Raw genomic sequence first — 16,726 nt, forward strand, 5'->3', positions numbered from 1 at the left:
CCCATGGGCGAAAGGTAATCATCATGGCGCGGCTTGGCCAGAGCGAGATCGCCGGAATGGCGGCAGCCGCTGGTTTTCATTGCAATTCAGAGGCTTGTCACGCTATGGTTCGCGTGCTCTCGTCTTTCGCGGCAAACCGAAGCGGGTTTTCCGGATGCAGCAGCGGAGGCCGTCCACGGACGGTGCCAGGCCTGTCAGCGCCGATGAAACGCCGGTTGATCGCTAACCGCGGAATGAAGACAGATCGTAAGGATACTGATGAACCCGCGGCCCGTCCCTGACCTAGATTCCCCATTGAATCAAGGCGTGGCGCTTCAGAACGAAGCGTCCTTCCGGGCTGTATTCCCCCACAACACACCCAGGCAGGACGCGCCCTCAAGACGCGACGCCAATGGGTTTGGAGCCCACTTTAATGTCCACACGTATGCTTCTAGATTCGGCCCACCCGGAAGAAACCCGGGTGGCTGTCGTCCGCGGCAACCGCATTGAGGAATTCGACTTTGAAGCCGCGAACAAGGCTTCATTAAGAGGCAACATCTACCTGGCTCGCGTCACGCGAGTCGAACCGTCGCTTCAGGCCGCTTTCGTCGAATATGGCGGCAATCGCCACGGCTTCCTCGCCTTCACCGAAATTCACCCCGACTATTACCAGATTCCGGTCGAAGACCGGCGCGCCCTGCTCGCCGAGCAGGCTGCCCACGATGCCAGCCGCCGCGACGAATTCAACGACGAACCGCGCAGCCGCAGCCACAACGACGGCGGCGACGGCGAGGACGGCGACGATGTCGAGCATGTCGGCGCCGATGACGGCTACGACGATGCCGCCGAAGTGCGGCGCTCGCCCCTGCAGCGGCGCTACAAGATCCAGGAAGTCATCAAGCGCCGCCAGATTCTTCTGGTCCAGGTGGTCAAGGAAGAGCGCGGCACCAAGGGCGCGGCGCTCACCACCTATATGTCACTGGCCGGCCGCTATTGCGTGCTGATGCCGAACACGGCGCGCGGCGGCGGCATCAGCCGCAAGATCCCCAGTTCCACGGACCGCAAGCGTCTGAAGTCGGTGCTTGGCGAACTCGACGTGCCGGAAGGCATGGGCTGCATCATCCGGACGGCAGGCGCCAGCCGCACCAAGGCCGAGATCAAGCGCGACTACTCCTATCTGCTGCGCTTGTGGAGCACCATCCGGGATCTGACGCTCAAGTCGATCGCGCCTGCGCTGATCTACGAGGAAGGCAGCCTCGTCAAACGCGCCATCCGCGACATGTATATCGGCGACATCGACGAGGTGCTGGTCGAGGGCAATGACGGCTACCGGGACGCCAAGGAGTTCATGAAACTCCTGATGCCCAGCCACGCCAAGAAGGTGAAGCAGTACAAGGATCCGATCCCCCTCTTCCACCGTTTCCAGGTGGAGAGCCAGCTCGAGACCATGTACCACGCCACCGTGCCGTTGAAATCGGGCGGCTATCTGGTGATCAATCCGACCGAAGCGCTGGTTTCGATCGACGTCAATTCGGGCAAGTCGACCCGCGAGCGCAACATCGAACGCACCGCCTTCCGCACCAACATGGAAGCGGCCGACGAAGTTGCGCGCCAGCTCCGGCTGCGCGACCTGGCCGGCCTCGTCGTTATCGATTTCATCGACATGGAGGAGAGCCGCAACAACCGCGCCGTCGAGCGCCGGATGAAGGACGCTCTCAAGACCGACCGGGCCCGTCTGCAAGTGGGCCGGATCAGCAGCTTCGGCCTGATGGAAATGTCCCGGCAGCGGCTGCGGCCGGGTCTGCTGGAATCCAGCACCGTGGTCTGCCCGGTCTGCGCCGGCGCCGGTTCGGTTCGTTCCGTTGAATCCAGCGCCCTGCAGATCATGCGGGTAATCGAGGAAGAGGGCATCAAGGGCCGGGCGCTGACCGTGCATCTTACCGTGCCGCTCGACGTGGCGCTCTACATCCTCAATCACAAGCGTCATGACCTCAACGCCATCGAGGAACGCTTCCACATCAACGTCCAGATCTCCGGCGATTCATCCATGCACCGGCCGCATTACCTGCTGCGCCGCGAAGGCCAGCAGGACGCCGAGCACGAGACCCGGGTGATCACCCAGGACAGCTTCATGGTTGCCGAGGACGAAGAGGCCGCCGAAGCCGCCACGGATATCATCGAAGATGAGGCGGAAACCGACGACGTCGAGGCCACGGAGGCGGAAGCTGACGAGGTGGACGCCGACGAGGCGGAAGCCCGTGACGAGGAATCGCGCCGCGAAGGCCGGGGCCGCCGGCGTGGCCGGGGCCGCGATCGCGATCGCCCCAAGAGTGAAGCGCAGCCGGTGCAGGCAGCCGATGCCGATGCCGATGCCGATGCCGATGCCGATTCCGACGCGGACGCCGACACCGATGCTGACACGCAGGGTGACACCCCGGCAGATCAGGCCGCGGATGGCGCCGAAGGCAGCGACGAGCAGCGCGCCAAGCGTCGCAGGGGTCGCCGCGGCGGTCGACGTCGGCGCAAGCAGCGCGCGGATGGCCAGGCCGATACGAATGACAATGCCGAATCCGGCGAGAGCGGTGAGCACCAGGGCGACTGGGCCGATGAGGACAGCGCCGACACCGGTAACGAGCCGGCCGAGGGCGATACGGCCGAGCATTATTCAACCGACACACCGCAGCCGGAATACGCGACCATGGTGGAAGAGTCGGCCCCTGCCCCGGTGGATTGGTCCGAGCCTGTCGTTGCCCCGGCGGCACAGAGCGCCAACCTGCAAATCGACGATCAGCCCGAGCCATTCGTGGCCGACACCCTGATCGAGACGGCAGTGGCGCAGCCCGAAGCCGTTGTCGCGGCACCAGTTGCTGCTGCACCCGAACCGGAGCCGGTGACGGCGGATGCCGGGCCGGCCGGGACCGCCAAGCCTCCGCGCCGCCAGGGATGGTGGAACCGGGGCTGACACAACCGGGGGTGACTTCGGAGACGATTGGCAGGCTGCCCGCGTTGACCCAAGGTCACCGGGCACCTACCTTTGTCTCAATGGCTTCACGAGGCACGATGCGGCACGCCCTCCAGTCTGCGCTCTGCGCCCTGCTGATCGTTGTCTCGGCCATCGGGCCGGCGCATGCCCAGCAGATATCGATCATCCGGGACGCTGAGATCGAGCGCGACATCAAGATCTACGCGACGCCCATATGGCATGCCGCGGGACTTGATCCGAATGTGGTCCGCGTCCACCTGGTGAACAACGACTCGATCAACGCTTTCGTCGCTGCCGGACAACGCATCTTCGTTTTCACCGGCATGCTCAAGGTCGCCGAGGACCCGCTGCAGGTAATCGGGGTGCTCGCGCATGAAACCGGCCATATCACCGGCGGCCATCTCGCCCGTTTCCAGGATGGCCTGAAGGGCGCCTCGACCATCTCGATCCTCAGCCTGGTGCTGGGCGCGGCAGCCATGGCGGCGGGCGCGCCGGCGGCGGGCGCCGCCATTCTTGGCAGCGGCGGCGAGTTCGCCACCCGCTCGTTCCTGATCTACAGCCGCACCCAGGAATCCGCCGCCGACCAGGCCGGCCTCAGCTTTCTGACGGCCTCGGAACAGTCGGGAAGCGGCCTGATCAGTTTCTTCGAATATCTCGGCGACCAGGAAGCGCTGATGACGGAGAACAAGGATCCCTATGTGCGGTCCCACCCGATGACCTCGGAACGCATCGAGCGGCTGCGCGCCGATGCCGAGAAAAGTCCGTACTGGAACACGCCGGCACGGCCCGAGGACATCGAGCGGCTGAACCGCATCAAGGCCAAGCTGATCGGCTTCCTGGAACACCCGACCATCGTGTTCCAGACCTACCCGCTCGGCGACACCAGCCCCTACGCCCGTTACGCCCGCACCATCGCGTATCATCGGCAGGCGCTGGAGACCCAGGCGATGGCCGAGCTGGATGCGCTGCTGGCCGACGCGCCGCACGATCCATATTATCTGGAGCTGAAGGCCCAGATCCTGTTCGAAAGCGGCAAGATCGAGGAATCGATCGAGCCCTATCGCGCCGCGGTAGCCGCCGCGCCTTACGAGCCCCTGATCCGCGTATCGCTGGCGCAGTCGCTGCTGGCGAAGGAAGACAAGGCGCTTGCCGACGAGGCAATCGAACATCTGGTCGCGGCCAACCGGCTGGAAAACGACAACGGCTTCGCCTGGCACCAGCTCGCCCTCGCCTACACCATCAAGGACGACGTCGCCATGGCCGCGCTCTCGGCCGCCGAGCGCTATACCGTCTCCGGCGAAGCGCCACGGGCGGCGCGACAGGCCAAGATCGCCGTCGACAAGCTGAAGCCGCAATCGCCGGAATGGTTCCGCGCCCAGGACCTCTATATGATTGCGCGGGCTGCCGTCGAGGACAGCTACCGCCGACGCGGCAAGGAGCCGCCGACGAATGACGACCCCGAGGTTTCGCCGGGCAGCCTGAACGAGAAAACCGGAGGATGATGATTTGACCCGTTTATTGAAGGCGCTGACTGTGGCGCTCGCCGTCCTGTGCACGGTCACGGCTGCACAATCGGCGCTCGCCCTGTCCGAACGCGACAAGGCGCAGGTCGAGCAGATCATCAGCGATTACCTGAAGAACAACCCCAAGGTTCTGCAGGAGATGATCGACCGGCTCCAGGCGCACAACACCCGCGAAGCGTCCATCAACGCCGAAAAGAAGATCATCGCCAACAAGGTCGCCGTCCTTGGCAGCGACGGCGCGATGGTTGCCGGCAACCCGAGTGGCGATGTGACCGTGGTGGAATTCTTCGACTACCGCTGCGGCTATTGCCGCATGGCCCAACCCAGCATGGCCCGCCTGTTGGAGGAAGATCCTGACGTCCGCGTCGTGTTCAAGGAATATCCGGTGCTGGGCCCGCAATCGATCACGGCCTCGCGTGCGGCCATCGCCTCGGCGCGACAGGGCAAATATGTCGAATTCCACATGGCCCTGATGGGCCTCGAAGAGGCGCTGAACGACGACGTCCTGTACCGCGTCGCCGGCGAGGTCGGCCTCGATGTGGCAAAGCTGAAACAGGACATGAAGGACGAAGCAATCGACGAGGTGATTGCCGAAAACCACGAGCTCGCAGACAAGCTTGGCATCGAGGGTACGCCCAACTTCATTATCGGCACCCAGCTGGTGCAAGGCATGGTGCCTTACGAGACGCTGACCGAATATGTGGAGAAGGCGCGCAAGACCAAATCTCTCAAGCCGGTGGAGGGGTGAAATGAGACTGGCAATTTTGACGATCGCATTGTCCCTGGCGCTGCCCGCCAACGCCATGGCCCAGAACGCCGAAGAAGTCCGCAACGCGCCAACGCCTGGACAGGATAGCCGCGACGAGTTCGTCGGCGCGCCGCTCAACAGCTCGGACGGCATGACCGGCGAGGACTATCAGGACGAGGATTTGAGCCGCGGTGTCGGCAACAGGCTCAACCAGCAGCAGTGCATCGCCCTTGGCCGCTACCTTCAGCAGACTCAGACCACGGTCGAGGTACAACAGAGCCTGAAGGCGCGCGGCTGCTTGTAGCGCCGTCCTGGAGCGACGGCGGCTCGGGCCTGACATCGCCGACGGTCTTGCTGCCGGCGCTCAGGCTGGTGAACAGGCGCGACGATGGTCGTGGCGCATAGGGCGCCTCCCCTCCACGCCGCGGCGGCGAATACAAGGCGAAACGCCGCTAGATCAGCCCGCCCAGCGGCGAAGACGGATCGGCGTAGAGCTTCTTCGGCATGCGGCCGGCCAGATAGGACAGCCTGCCCGCTTCCACGGCCAGCTTCATGGCCTTGGCCATCCGGATCGGATCCTTGGCCTGGGCGATGGCGGTGTTCATCAGCACGCCGTCGCAGCCCAGTTCCATGGCCACCGCCGCATCGGAGGCCGTGCCGACGCCAGCGTCGACCAAAACCGGCACCTTGGCGTTCTCGATGATGATCCGCAAAGTCACCGGGTTCTGGACGCCCAGGCCCGAGCCGATCGGCGCGGCGAGCGGCATGATGGCGCAGCAGCCCATCTTCTCCAGTTCCATGGCCATGATCGGGTCATCCGAGCAATAGACCATCACCTGGAAATCTTCCTTGATCAGCATCTCGGCGGCGCGCAGCGTCTCGACCATGTTGGGATAAAGCGTCTTCTGGTCGCCCAGCACTTCCAGCTTCACCAGCGACCAGCCACCCGCCTCGCGCGCCAGGCGCAGGGTGCGCACAGCATCCTCGCCGGTGTAGCAACCGGCCGTGTTGGGCAGGTAGGTGTATTTTTTCGGATCGACATAATCCATCAGCATGGGCTGCTTGGGATCCGAGATATTCACCCGGCGCACGGCCACGGTGACGATCTCGGCGCCCGAGGCGGCGATGGCGTCGCGGGTTTCGTCGAAGTCCTTATACTTGCCGGTCCCGACGATCAGCCGCGACGTGAATCGCTGCCCGGCCACTTCGAAGCTGTCCGGCTCGTCCTTGCCGCCGCCGATGAAATGAACGATTTCCAACCGGTCGCCGTCGCCGACGACCACGTCGCCATAGGTCGAACGCGGTACGATCTCGAGATTGCGCTCAAGCGCCACTTTCCGGGGATCGATGCCCAGTTCTTCGAGCAGTGAATTGAGCCGGAGCGGCGCGTTGAGCTGGCGGTCCTCGCCATTGATGGTGACGTGAATCACAGGCTCCTTCCGTGCGCTTTTGACTTGGTAGTCCAAGGGATTTACAAGGTCTCCCTCTAATATAGGCGGGATCAGACCATGGCAAGCGCAGCAGCCCCGACCGTCCTCGTACTCAACGGGCCGAATCTCAATATGCTGGGGACTCGCGAACCGGAGATTTACGGCGCCCACACGCTCATCGACATCGAGGCATCGGTGAAGGATCGGGCTCACGACCTTGGATTGTTTGTCGATTTCCGGCAGTCGAATTCGGAAGGCGAGCTGGTGACCTGGATCCAGGAGGCGCGTCTGACGGCGTCTGCCATCATCATCAACGCCGCCGGCTACACCCACACATCCGTGGCAATTCTCGACGCCTTGCAGGCCTTCAAGGGCCCGATCGTCGAGGTGCACCTGTCGAACATCTTCCGGCGTGAGACGTTTCGGCACCATTCCTACATCAGCGGCGTGGCGACCGGCGTCATCTGCGGCCTGGGCGCTAAAGGGTATCTCTTGGCGCTCGACGCTGTTGCGGATAAAGTCGCCCGCTCCTGAAACAAGGCTAGGCTCGATGGGCAAACTGACGCTCGACAAGGAAATGATCCGCCAGCTGGCGGCGCTGCTCGACGAAACCGGGCTGACTGAAATCGAAATCGAGGACAACGACGTCCGCGTCCGCGTGGCGCGCGGCGGCACTGTCGTCCAGGCCGCGGCGCCCGCCGCAGCGGCCTCGGCCACGGCGAGCGCTGCTGCCGCCCCTGCCGGCGACGGCGTCCATGGCCATCCCGGCCTGGTCGCCTCGCCCATGGTCGGCACGATTTACACCTCGGCCGAACCGGGTGCGCCGCCGTTCGTGCGCGTCGGCGACAAGGTGACCGTGGGCCAGACCCTGCTGATCGTCGAGGCGATGAAGACCATGAACCCGGTCATCGCCAGCAAGGCCGGCACGGTCACCCGCATCCTGATCAGCAACGAGCAGCCCGTCGAATATGGCGAGCCGCTGCTGATCATCGAATAACGCCATGTTCGAAAAGGTCCTGATTGCCAACCGCGGTGAGATTGCCCTGCGCATCCACCGCGCCTGCCGGGAAATGGGTATCCGCACCGTCGCGGTGCACTCGCAAGCCGACGAGAACGCCATGCATGTGCGCCTCGCCGACGAGGCCATCTGCATCGGCCCGCCCTCGGCCACGCACAGCTATCTGAACATTCCCGCCATCGTCTCCGCGGCCGAGATCAGCGGCGCCGACGCGATCCACCCGGGCTACGGCTTCCTGTCGGAGAACGCCAATTTCGCCGAGATCGTCGGCGACCACGGCATAACCTTCATCGGTCCCAAACCCGAGCATATCCGGGTGATGGGCGACAAGATCGAGGCCAAGCGCACCGCGCGCAGCCTGGGCATTCCCTGTGTGCCCGGCTCGGAAGGCGAGCTGACGACCGCCGCGGATGCGCTGGCGACCGCGAAGAAGATCGGCTATCCGGTGCTGATCAAGGCCGCTTCGGGCGGCGGCGGCCGGGGCATGAAGGTTGCTCGGTCCGAGAGCGAACTGGAGCAGGCCTATTCGACTGCCCGCGCCGAAGCCAAGGCGGCGTTCGGCGACGACGCGGTCTACATGGAAAAGTACCTGGACAAGCCGAGGCACATCGAAATCCAGGTGATGTGCGACAGCCACGGCAACGTGGTTCATCTGGGCGAGCGCGACTGCTCGCTTCAGCGCCGGCACCAGAAGGTGCTGGAAGAATCGCCCTCGCCCGCGCTCAACGACAGGGACCGCACGAAGATCGGCGGCATTGTCTCGGATGCCATGAAAAAGCTGGGCTATCTGGGCGTGGGCACGGTCGAATTCCTGTACGAGGACGGCGAGTTCTATTTCATCGAGATGAACACCCGGCTGCAGGTGGAGCATCCGGTGACCGAGATGATCACCGGCATCGACATCGTCCGCGAACAGATCCGCATTGCCGCCGGCCTGCCTATGGAAAACAGCCAGCAGGACATCGTCTTCCAGGGCCATGCCATCGAGTGCCGGATCAATGCCGAGGACCCGGTCACCTTCTCGCCGACACCGGGCAAGATCACCGAATACCATCCGCCAGGCGGCCTTAACGTGCGGGTCGATTCGGCGCTGTATGCCGGCTATTCCGTACCGCCCAACTACGACAGCCTGATCGCCAAGCTGGTGGTGCATGGCAAGACCCGCAACGCCTGTCTGATGCGGTTGCGCCGGGCGCTCGAGGAATTCGTCGTCGGCGGCGTGTCGACCACAATTCCGCTCCATGCACGGCTGATCCAGAACCCCGGCTTCATCGACGGGGTCTATCACATCCATTGGCTTGAAGAGTTTCTGGCCAAAAAAGAATAAGCTGTTGCAGACCATAGGCAGCGCCTGCGCTGCCTATGGTGTAATCGTAGCGATCATCCCGTCGGTATGATCAGGGCCGCGCGGAAGCCATGAAGCAGCTCACACCGGAAATCGTCCTCTCGGCCTATGCGTCGGGGGTTTTCCCCATGGCCGAGAGCGCCGACACGCCGACCCTGTTCTGGGTCGATCCGGAGCGGCGCGGCATTCTGCCGCTGCAGGGATTTCATGTCCCCAAGCGCCTGGCGCGAACCGTACGCTCGGACCGCTTCGATGTATGGGTCAACCGGGCATTCCAGGATGTGGTGCGTGGCTGCGCCGAACCCACGCCCGAGCGGCCATCAACCTGGATCAACGAGGAAATCTTTCGCCTGTTCGTGGACCTGTTCGAACGCGGCGCTGCCCATTCGGTGGAATGCTGGCGCGGCGGGGAGCTGGTCGGCGGACTGTACGGCGTGTCACTGGGCGGCGCGTTTTTCGGGGAAAGCATGTTCTCGCGCGAGCGCGACGCCAGCAAGGTTGCCCTTGTCCATCTGGTAGCCCGGATGATCGCCGGCGAGTACACCCTGCTGGACACCCAGTTCGTCACCTCGCACCTGTCGGGCTTCGGCGCGATCGAAGTGCCTCGCACGGTCTACCACCGGCTGCTCGGGCAGGCTCTCTCGGTCCAGGGAAATTTCCTGAAGCTGCCCGCTCACATCCCAGGCGCGATGGCGTTGCAGTCGATCACCCAGACATCGTAGACCGGGTGTTCCAGCGCCGACAGCGCGGGGCTGGATGCAAACATCCAGCCGCTGAACAGCTTCTGTTTCTCGCCGTCAGGCTTGACGTCGGCAATCTCGAGGAACGCCGTCACCTCCGGCGTCTCCTCCGGGGGCCGTTTGCTGCAGGTACGGGGCGTGATCTCCAGCGATCCGAAGCGCAGGGGCTGGTTCATGGGCGCCTTGATGTCGGTGACCTGCGCGGTGATCTTGTCGACGCCCCGCAGGGTGACGACCTGATCCTTCGGCGCGGCGGCCTCGCGGCGCGCCATCATCGCCAGAGCCTCCTGGGGATCCTCGGCAAATGCCGGTCCCGCCATCAGGCCCAGCATGACCAGGGCAAACGCCGAGCGCGCCCGCAAGCGAGTCACGGGATCGCCTCCTCGGCCGAGGGTGCCGCCGGCGCCGCGTCCTCGCTGGGCGCCTTGCCGTCGGTGTCGGTCGAGCCATAGATGAACCGCCCCAGCAGCCCCATCAGGTCGACGGCGCCCTGGGTGTAGCTGATCCGGTCGCCGCTTTTCAGCAATTCCTCGGAGCCGCCCGGCTCAAGGTTGACATAGCTGCCGCCGAGCAATCCGGAGGCGGCAATCTTCGCGGTGGTGTCCTCGGGCAACTCGACGTCGGTCTGAATGCCCATCTCGACGACAGCCTCGTAGGTTTTCGGGTCCAGCTTCTGGGCCGTCACGGTGCCGATCTTGATACCGCTGATCTTGACGTCGGCGCCATTGGCCAGATCGCCGACCTTGTCGAACCGCGCACTGACCTGATAGCCGCCAACCGGACCCATCTCGGTGCGGGAATAGGCAAAGTACAGGAACCACGCGGCCACGAACAAGACGGCGCTGCCGATCAGTGTCTCAACGAGAGTGCCGCGCATGAGCTATCGAGTCGCCTCGGTTGTGGGCCCTATTCGGGACGCCAAGCCTCGTAATCGCCTGTCACCGCGACGCGTTCACCGCGGGCGTTCAGGCTGCCCGGCGGGAAATAGGCGCCGACGGTGCCTGTCAGGTTGGGAACGTGTTCCTTCTCCCAAGGTTTCACCAGCGGCGGCTGTTTCGTCGGCGGCAACTCGGCGGTGTGATGGAGCCAGCGGTGCCATTCGGGCGGCACGCGAGACGCCTCGACGACGCCGTTATAGATCACCCAGCGCCGTTTGCCGGTCTTGTCCTGATAGTACTTGTTGCCTTGATCATCGTCGCCCACCGGCTTGCCGTGCAGCGCCGTGTGGAGCCAGGTTCCGACCGTCTGGCCATTCCACCAGGTGAATACCGAACTCAGGATACCCATAACATTTCCGTGCTGTTGCGCGCCGGGCGGAATATGGCACCCGCTACCGGGCGCGTCCAGCCCCGATGCTCGCGGCACCCGTCGTGCATTTTCGCCGCATCGGCGGCCCCGACGCGCATCGGGCACATGGCCATGGGTTACCCCAACGGGTGAGACTCGGACGGCAGCCTGTTGCGATTCCAGACAGATTCCGCAACGTGATTCCGTTGCTGGGCCGAGAATGCCGCAGCCCCGTATGAAATAGCGGGTCTAAATCGTTGCAATCCACAACATTTGGTGTTTGCAAGGATATTTTTTCCAAAATGTAGCAAATTCCAGCTTGATAGCGTCCGATTCAAAACCCTACCCTTTGTGTCACGGTTCGCCGCTCATACCATATGTATGTGCAGGAAATGGCGGACTTTTCCGGGTCGAAGTCTACTGAAGGTTCAGGGGGAAGCACATGCGAGTCGAACGCCGCTATACGAAAGAAGGTCAGTCGCCCTACGAGGCGATCGCTTTCCGCAAGGCCGTGAGCGAAATCCGCAATCCCAATGGCTCGGTGGTGTTCCGGCTCGAGGATGTCGAGGTGCCCGAGGCATGGAGCCAGGTGGCGACCGACATCATCGCCCAGAAATATTTCCGCAAGAAGGGCGTCCCCGTCGCCGCGACACCGGTTGCCGAGGAGGGCGTGCCGGAATTCCTGTGGCGGCGCGAGCCTTCCGGCGATCCGGGCAATATGGGTGAAACCAGCGCCAAGCAGGTTTTCGACCGGCTGGCCGGAGCCTGGACCTACTGGGGCTGGAAAGGTGGCTATTTCGACAGCCCGGCCGACGCGCAGGCGTTCTGCGATGAACTGTGCTTCATGCTGGCCAACCAGATGTGCGCGCCCAATTCGCCGCAATGGTTCAACACCGGGCTGCACTGGGCCTATGGCATCGACGGTCCGGCCCAGGGACATTTCTATGTGGACCCGTCCACCGGCGAGGCAGTCCCGTCGGACAGCGCCTACGAACGGCCCCAGCCGCATGCGTGCTTCATCCAGGGCATCGCCGATGACCTGGTGAACGAGGGCGGGATCATGGATTTGTGGGTGCGCGAGGCGCGCTTGTTCAAATACGGTTCGGGCACCGGCAGCAACTTCTCGCGCATCCGCAGCGAAGGCGAGAACCTGTCGGGCGGCGGCACCTCCTCGGGCCTGATGAGCTTCCTGAAGATCGGCGACCGCGCCGCCGGCGCCATCAAGTCGGGCGGGACCACCCGCCGCGCGGCCAAGATGGTCGTGGTCGACGTGGACCATCCGGATGTCGAGAAGTTCGTCAACTGGAAGGTTGTCGAGGAGCAGAAGGTCGCGGCGCTGGTCGCCGGCTCGCGTCTTGCCGAGAAGCACCTCAACGAGATCATCGCAGCCTGCGCCGCCCACGACGACCTGACGGAAGAAGACCGCTTCGATCCCCGGCGCAACAAGGACCTGAAAAAGGCGGTGATCGGCGCCCGCAAGGCCATGCTGCCCGAGAATTACGTGCAGCGGGTCATCGAGTTTGCGCGCCAGGGCTATACCAACATCGATTTCCGCACTTACGACACAGACTGGGATTCCGAGGCCTACCTGACCGTCTCCGGCCAGAATTCCAACAACTCGGTGCGGGTCACCGACGAGTTCATGCAGGCCGTCGCGGCCGGTGACGACTGGAACCTGATCCGCCGCACCGACGGCCAGATCGCCGAGACGCTCCCTGCCCGCCAGCTCTGGGACTCGATCGGCAACGCGGCCTGGGCCTGCGCCGATCCGGGGCTGCAGTTCCACACCACCATCAACGACTGGCACACCTGCAAGGCCTCGGGCGACATCCACGCCAGCAACCCGTGCTCCGAATACATGTTCCTCGACGATACGGCCTGCAATCTGGCGTCGCTGAACCTGATGACGTTCCTGAAGGCCGACGGAAACTTCGACATCGAAAGCTTCCAGCATGCCACGCGCCTGTGGACGGTCGTGCTGGAGATTTCGGTGCTGATGGCCCAGTTCCCGTCGCGCGAGATCGCCGAACGCAGCTATCGCTACCGCACGCTGGGTCTGGGCTTTGCCAATATCGGCGGCCTGCTGATGGCCTCTGGTCTGCCGTACGACAGCACCGAAGGCCGCGCCCTGTGCGGCGCCATCACCGCGCTGATGACCGGCGTCGCCTATGCCACCTCGGCCGAAATGGCGTCCGAACTGGGCGCCTTCCCGGGCTATGAACCCAACCGCGAACACATGCTGCGGGTGATCCGAAATCACCGCCGGGCCGCCCGCGGCGAGGCCAAGGGCTACGAGGGCCTGAACACGCCGCCGGTACCGCTCGACATTGCGGGCTGTCCGGATGCGGCCCTGACGGAGGCCGCGGCCGACGCATGGGACGAGGCGCTGTCGCTGGGCGAAAAGCACGGCTTCCGCAATGCCCAGGCGTCGGTGATCGCGCCCACCGGCACCATCGGCCTGGTGATGGATTGCGACACCACCGGCATCGAGCCCGACTTCGCGCTGGTGAAGTTCAAGAAGCTGGCCGGCGGCGGCTATTTCAAGATCATCAACCAGATGGTCCCTGCCGCGCTGCGCAAGCTCGGCTACCAGGAATTCGAAATCGTCGAGATCATCGACTATGCGGTGGGCTTCGGCACGTTGAAGAACGCCCCCGGCATCAACCACGAGACGCTGGCCGCCAAGGGCTTCGGCCCGCTGGAGATCGAGGCCATCGAGGAGAACCTGGCCAGCGCCTTCGACATCAAGTTCGCGTTCAACAAGTGGAGCCTGGGCGAGACATTCTGCATTCACGGCCTTGGCTTCACCGCCGAGCAGCTCGACGATTTCGGCTTCGACATGCTGGCCCAGCTTGGCTTCACCAGGGCAGAAATCGACGCGGCGAACCTGCACGTTTGCGGCGCCATGACCCTGGAGGGCGCGCCCCGCCTGAAGGACGAGCACCTGCCGGTGTTCGACTGCGCCAATCCCTGCGGCCGCATCGGCAAGCGGTACCTGTCGGTCGAGAGCCACATCCGCATGATGGCGGCTGCCCAGCCCTTCATCTCGGGCGCCATCTCCAAGACCATCAACATGGCGAGCAACGCCAGGGTGACGGATTGCCTCAGCGCCTACGAACTGTCCTGGCGCCTGGCGTTGAAGGCCAATGCGCTCTACCGCGACGGCTCCAAGCTGAGCCAGCCGCTGAACTCGTCGCTGCTGGACGATGCCGACCTGGACGAGGAAGACGCCGCGCCTGCGCCGGTATCCGCGCCCGTCGACAGGATCGTCGAGCGGATCATCGAGAAGATCGCGCCGGCCGCACGCGGCCGCCTGCCCCATCGCCGCAAGGGCTACACCCAGAAGGCCGTCGTGGGCGGCCACAAGGTCTACCTGCGCACCGGTGAATATGACGACGGCCGCCTGGGCGAGATTTTCATCGACATGCACAAGGAAGGCGCCGCCTTCCGCTCGCTGATGAACAATTTCGCCATCGCCATTTCCATCGGCCTGCAATACGGCGTGCCGCTGGAGGAATATGTCGATGCCTTTACCTTTACCCGGTTCGAGCCGTCGGGCCTGGTCGAGGGCAACGATTCGATCAAGATGGCGACCTCGCTGCTCGACTACGTGTTCCGCGAACTGGCGGTGTCCTATCTCAGCCGCTACGACCTGGCGCATGTCGAGCCGCACGAGACCCGCTTCGACGCGCTCGGCAAGGGCCAGAGCGAGGGCGAGGAACCGGCCACAAGGACGACCACCGCCCAGCAGACCATCGCCGCCATTCGCGAGGTCGCGTCGTCAGGCTATGTCCGCAACAAGCTGACCGTCGTCGAAGGCGGCATGACCGCGAAGAAGGAAACCGTGGCCCGTTCCGTGGTGGTCGAGCGGACAAGCGACATCGCCGTTGGCCAGACCGGCGACGCCCTGCTGCTGACCCGCGCGGAAGCGGCCATGACCGCCACAGTCGAACTCGCCAAGGAAGCCCGCATGAAGGGCTATGAGGGCGACGCCTGCGGCGATTGCGGCAACTTCACCCTGGTCCGCAACGGTACCTGCATGAAGTGCAACACCTGCGGCGGCACCAGCGGCTGTTCGTGATCGGTTTCGCCTGAATCCGGGCTCGGGGCCGGCAGCATCCGGACGCTGCGGCCGTTGCCGGGGCTGGTGCTGCCGCGCTTGACCGATGCAGCCGCTTGCAGTTTGCGTCGATGGCCCCATCATCCTGTCATGGACCCGCAGGACAATCCCACCGAGATAACCGTCTCGCCGTTTTGGCGTTACATCCTGCTGGCCGTGGGCTGGCTGTTCCTGGCGATCGGCGCAATAGGCGCGTTTCTGCCGATCCTTCCGACGGTGCCGTTCCTGCTGATCACCGCCTGGGCATGGTCGAAGAGTTCGCGTCGGCTGCACAGGTGGCTTTACCGCAACAAGACCTGCGGGCCGTACCTGGTCGCCTGGAACAAGCACGGCGTCATCCCGCCCCGCGCCAAGGTGCTGGCGATCGGCACCATGACTGTCGGCTGGCTCTTCCTGACCATATATGTCGCCACATCCTTCTGGGTGCCTCTCATCGTCGGCGCCATCGAGGTGGCGGTGTCCACGTTCATACTGACGCGGCCCAGCCGGGCGCCGCATGCGCCCCCGTCGAACTGAACCCTGAGGCGCCCGCAGCCGCGTGGCGGGCGCAAGCCCGCCGGAACATATCCGGATTCAACCGGTTGTCTCCTTGATAGGGAACAAGGCAAGGAGAACGATGATGGCGAATGCGAGCAGAAAAACTCATGGCGCCGGCGTCAAGGGCAAGGGCGACGGCTCGGGCGCGGCGACGCAGCTGCCCGCCGGAGAGATCGCGGAAAACGAGGTGCTGTCCAACCGCGACAAGGCCTCGCGCAAGACCGGGCGCGGCCAGGACGGCCGCTGGAACCAGACCGAGAATTATCACGAGCACACGGCGAACCGCGAGCCGGGCTCAGATCAGACCGTTTCCAAATCCAGGGCGTAGCCGGCCGAGCGGACGGTGCGGATCACGTCCTGGGCGCCGCCGTCGTTCAGCACCTTGCGCAGGCGCCTGATGTGCACGTCGACCGTGCGCGGCTCCACATAGACGTCGTGGCCCCAGACCGAATCCAGCAATTGCTCACGCGAGAACACCCGGTCCGGGTTTTCCAGAAAATGCCGCAGCAGGCGGAATTCCGTCGGGCCAAGCCGCACCGGCTTGCCACCCCGGGTCACCTTGTGCGCGGTCGCGTCCAGGGCGATGTCGGCATAGGTCAGCACCTGCCCCGAATAGGCCGGTCGCACGCGGCGCAGCACCGCGTTGATGCGCGCAAGCAGCTCGCGCGGCGAATAGGGCTTGGTGATGTAGTCGTCAGCGCCCGTATCCAGGCCCCGGATGCGGTCGCCCTCTTCCGTGCGCGCGGTCAGCATGATGACCGGAATGCCCGCCGTCTCCGGCGACTTGCGGAGCCGGCGGCAGACCTCGATCCCCGGCACGAAGGGCAGCATCCAGTCGAGCAGGATCAGGTCGGGTGCGTGTTCCTTGGCCATCACCAGGCCTTCCTCGCCGTCGGCGGCGTGGATGACATCGAACCCTTCCTTGTCCAGATTGTACCGTACAAGTTCGACGAGGCTCAGATCGTCCTCGATCAGCAGAACAGTCGGCTTCATGTCGGATTTTCCCGTCACTCTCG

16 protein-coding genes are annotated in these 16,726 nt (G+C 64.2%); 11 read left to right on the forward strand and 5 right to left on the reverse strand.

Annotation, left to right across the window (positions count from 1 at the left end; all coding sequences use genetic code 11):
• The first annotated feature begins 460 nt into the window (after positions 1-460).
• The 4 genes from WJU21_RS02285 to WJU21_RS02300 all read left to right on the forward strand — a co-directional run bounded on the left by WJU21_RS02285 (position 461) and on the right by WJU21_RS02300 (position 5,537).
• Positions 461-2,941, forward strand: a complete 2,481-nt coding sequence (locus WJU21_RS02285) for a ribonuclease E/G (protein ID WP_346321754.1) — start codon at positions 461-463, stop codon at positions 2,939-2,941.
• 98 nt (positions 2,942-3,039) lie between these two features.
• Positions 3,040-4,464, forward strand: a complete 1,425-nt coding sequence (locus WJU21_RS02290) for a M48 family metalloprotease (protein ID WP_346321755.1) — start codon at positions 3,040-3,042, stop codon at positions 4,462-4,464.
• Between the two features lie 4 nt (positions 4,465-4,468).
• Complete coding sequence (locus tag WJU21_RS02295) at positions 4,469-5,233, forward strand: DsbA family protein (protein ID WP_346321756.1); 765 nt, start codon at positions 4,469-4,471, stop codon at positions 5,231-5,233.
• A 1-nt stretch (position 5,234) separates the two neighbouring features.
• On the forward strand, positions 5,235-5,537 hold the full coding sequence (locus tag WJU21_RS02300; protein ID WP_346321757.1) for a hypothetical protein: 303 nt from the start codon (positions 5,235-5,237) through the stop codon (positions 5,535-5,537).
• A gap of 148 nt (positions 5,538-5,685) precedes the next feature.
• Here WJU21_RS02300 and thiS read toward each other — a convergent pair whose 3' ends face one another.
• Positions 5,686-6,660: a sulfur carrier protein ThiS gene (gene thiS, locus WJU21_RS02305; protein ID WP_346322439.1), complete on the reverse strand. Its 975-nt coding sequence runs from the start codon at positions 6,658-6,660 to the stop codon at positions 5,686-5,688.
• An 81-nt stretch (positions 6,661-6,741) separates the two neighbouring features.
• On the opposite strand from thiS, the gene aroQ reads away from it, so the two are divergent.
• From aroQ to aat, 4 genes are all read left to right on the forward strand, one after another.
• Positions 6,742-7,197 carry a type II 3-dehydroquinate dehydratase gene (gene aroQ / locus WJU21_RS02310; RefSeq protein ID WP_346321758.1) on the forward strand — a complete coding sequence of 152 codons (456 nt, stop codon included), beginning with the start codon at positions 6,742-6,744 and terminating at the stop codon, positions 7,195-7,197.
• Between the two features lie 16 nt (positions 7,198-7,213).
• A complete protein-coding gene (gene accB, locus WJU21_RS02315) occupies positions 7,214-7,660 on the forward strand; it encodes an acetyl-CoA carboxylase biotin carboxyl carrier protein (RefSeq protein ID WP_346321759.1) in 447 nt (148 codons plus the stop codon).
• A gap of 4 nt (positions 7,661-7,664) precedes the next feature.
• The gene (accC, locus tag WJU21_RS02320; RefSeq protein ID WP_346321760.1) at positions 7,665-9,008 is read left to right on the forward strand and encodes an acetyl-CoA carboxylase biotin carboxylase subunit; all 1,344 of its coding nucleotides are present in this window, start codon (positions 7,665-7,667) and stop codon (positions 9,006-9,008) included.
• 89 nt (positions 9,009-9,097) lie between these two features.
• Positions 9,098-9,748 (forward strand): leucyl/phenylalanyl-tRNA--protein transferase, encoded by a 651-nt coding sequence (aat, locus tag WJU21_RS02325; RefSeq protein WP_346321761.1) that lies wholly within the window; start codon positions 9,098-9,100, stop codon positions 9,746-9,748.
• On the opposite strand, the gene WJU21_RS02330 is transcribed toward aat, so the two are convergent.
• From WJU21_RS02330 to WJU21_RS02340, 3 genes are read right to left on the reverse strand one after another with little or no spacing between them, the layout of a single operon-like run.
• Positions 9,700-10,137, reverse strand: coding sequence for a DUF2155 domain-containing protein (locus WJU21_RS02330; RefSeq protein WP_346321762.1), 438 nt, complete (start codon positions 10,135-10,137; stop codon positions 9,700-9,702). The genes aat and WJU21_RS02330 overlap by 49 nt on opposite strands.
• Positions 10,134-10,643 (reverse strand): outer membrane lipid asymmetry maintenance protein MlaD, encoded by a 510-nt coding sequence (gene mlaD, locus WJU21_RS02335; RefSeq protein ID WP_346321763.1) that lies wholly within the window; start codon positions 10,641-10,643, stop codon positions 10,134-10,136. Before mlaD ends, WJU21_RS02330 begins: the two co-directional genes overlap by 4 nt.
• A gap of 29 nt (positions 10,644-10,672) precedes the next feature.
• A complete protein-coding gene (locus WJU21_RS02340; RefSeq protein ID WP_346321764.1) occupies positions 10,673-11,053 on the reverse strand; it encodes an NADH:ubiquinone oxidoreductase subunit NDUFA12 in 381 nt (126 codons plus the stop codon).
• Positions 11,054-11,495: 442 nt separating this feature from the next.
• On the opposite strand from WJU21_RS02340, the gene WJU21_RS02345 reads away from it, so the two are divergent.
• From WJU21_RS02345 to WJU21_RS02355, 3 genes are all read left to right on the forward strand, one after another.
• Positions 11,496-15,134 (forward strand): vitamin B12-dependent ribonucleotide reductase, encoded by a 3,639-nt coding sequence (locus WJU21_RS02345; protein ID WP_346321765.1) that lies wholly within the window; start codon positions 11,496-11,498, stop codon positions 15,132-15,134.
• A 129-nt stretch (positions 15,135-15,263) separates the two neighbouring features.
• Positions 15,264-15,689 carry a YbaN family protein gene (locus WJU21_RS02350; protein ID WP_346321766.1) on the forward strand — a complete coding sequence of 142 codons (426 nt, stop codon included), beginning with the start codon at positions 15,264-15,266 and terminating at the stop codon, positions 15,687-15,689.
• A 103-nt stretch (positions 15,690-15,792) separates the two neighbouring features.
• Entirely contained in the window at positions 15,793-16,038 is a 246-nt protein-coding gene (locus tag WJU21_RS02355) for a hypothetical protein (RefSeq protein WP_346321767.1), read from the forward strand.
• Here WJU21_RS02355 and phoB read toward each other — a convergent pair.
• On the reverse strand, positions 16,011-16,703 hold the full coding sequence (phoB, locus tag WJU21_RS02360; protein WP_346321768.1) for a phosphate regulon transcriptional regulator PhoB: 693 nt from the start codon (positions 16,701-16,703) through the stop codon (positions 16,011-16,013). The genes WJU21_RS02355 and phoB overlap by 28 nt on opposite strands.
• Positions 16,704-16,726: the final 23 nt, after the last annotated feature.

This window comes from Emcibacter sp. SYSU 3D8, assembly GCF_039655875.1.
Classification (GTDB): Bacteria; Pseudomonadota; Alphaproteobacteria; order SMXS01; family SMXS01; genus RI-34.

Coding starts and splice junctions, on each gene's coding strand:
- WJU21_RS02290 (WP_346321755.1), top strand. CDS start 3,040: ATGCGGCACGCCCTCCAGTCTGCGCTCTGCGCCCTGCTGATCGTTGTC.
- WJU21_RS02300 (WP_346321757.1), top strand. CDS start 5,235: ATGAGACTGGCAATTTTGACGATCGCATTGTCCCTGGCGCTGCCCGCC.
- aroQ (WP_346321758.1), top strand. CDS start 6,742: ATGGCAAGCGCAGCAGCCCCGACCGTCCTCGTACTCAACGGGCCGAAT.
- accB (WP_346321759.1), top strand. CDS start 7,214: ATGGGCAAACTGACGCTCGACAAGGAAATGATCCGCCAGCTGGCGGCG.
- accC (WP_346321760.1), top strand. CDS start 7,665: ATGTTCGAAAAGGTCCTGATTGCCAACCGCGGTGAGATTGCCCTGCGC.
- aat (WP_346321761.1), top strand. CDS start 9,098: ATGAAGCAGCTCACACCGGAAATCGTCCTCTCGGCCTATGCGTCGGGG.
- mlaD (WP_346321763.1), bottom strand. CDS start 10,643: ATGCGCGGCACTCTCGTTGAGACACTGATCGGCAGCGCCGTCTTGTTC.
- WJU21_RS02340 (WP_346321764.1), bottom strand. CDS start 11,053: ATGGGTATCCTGAGTTCGGTATTCACCTGGTGGAATGGCCAGACGGTC.
- WJU21_RS02345 (WP_346321765.1), top strand. CDS start 11,496: ATGCGAGTCGAACGCCGCTATACGAAAGAAGGTCAGTCGCCCTACGAG.
- WJU21_RS02350 (WP_346321766.1), top strand. CDS start 15,264: ATGGACCCGCAGGACAATCCCACCGAGATAACCGTCTCGCCGTTTTGG.
- WJU21_RS02355 (WP_346321767.1), top strand. CDS start 15,793: ATGGCGAATGCGAGCAGAAAAACTCATGGCGCCGGCGTCAAGGGCAAG.
- phoB (WP_346321768.1), bottom strand. CDS start 16,703: ATGAAGCCGACTGTTCTGCTGATCGAGGACGATCTGAGCCTCGTCGAA.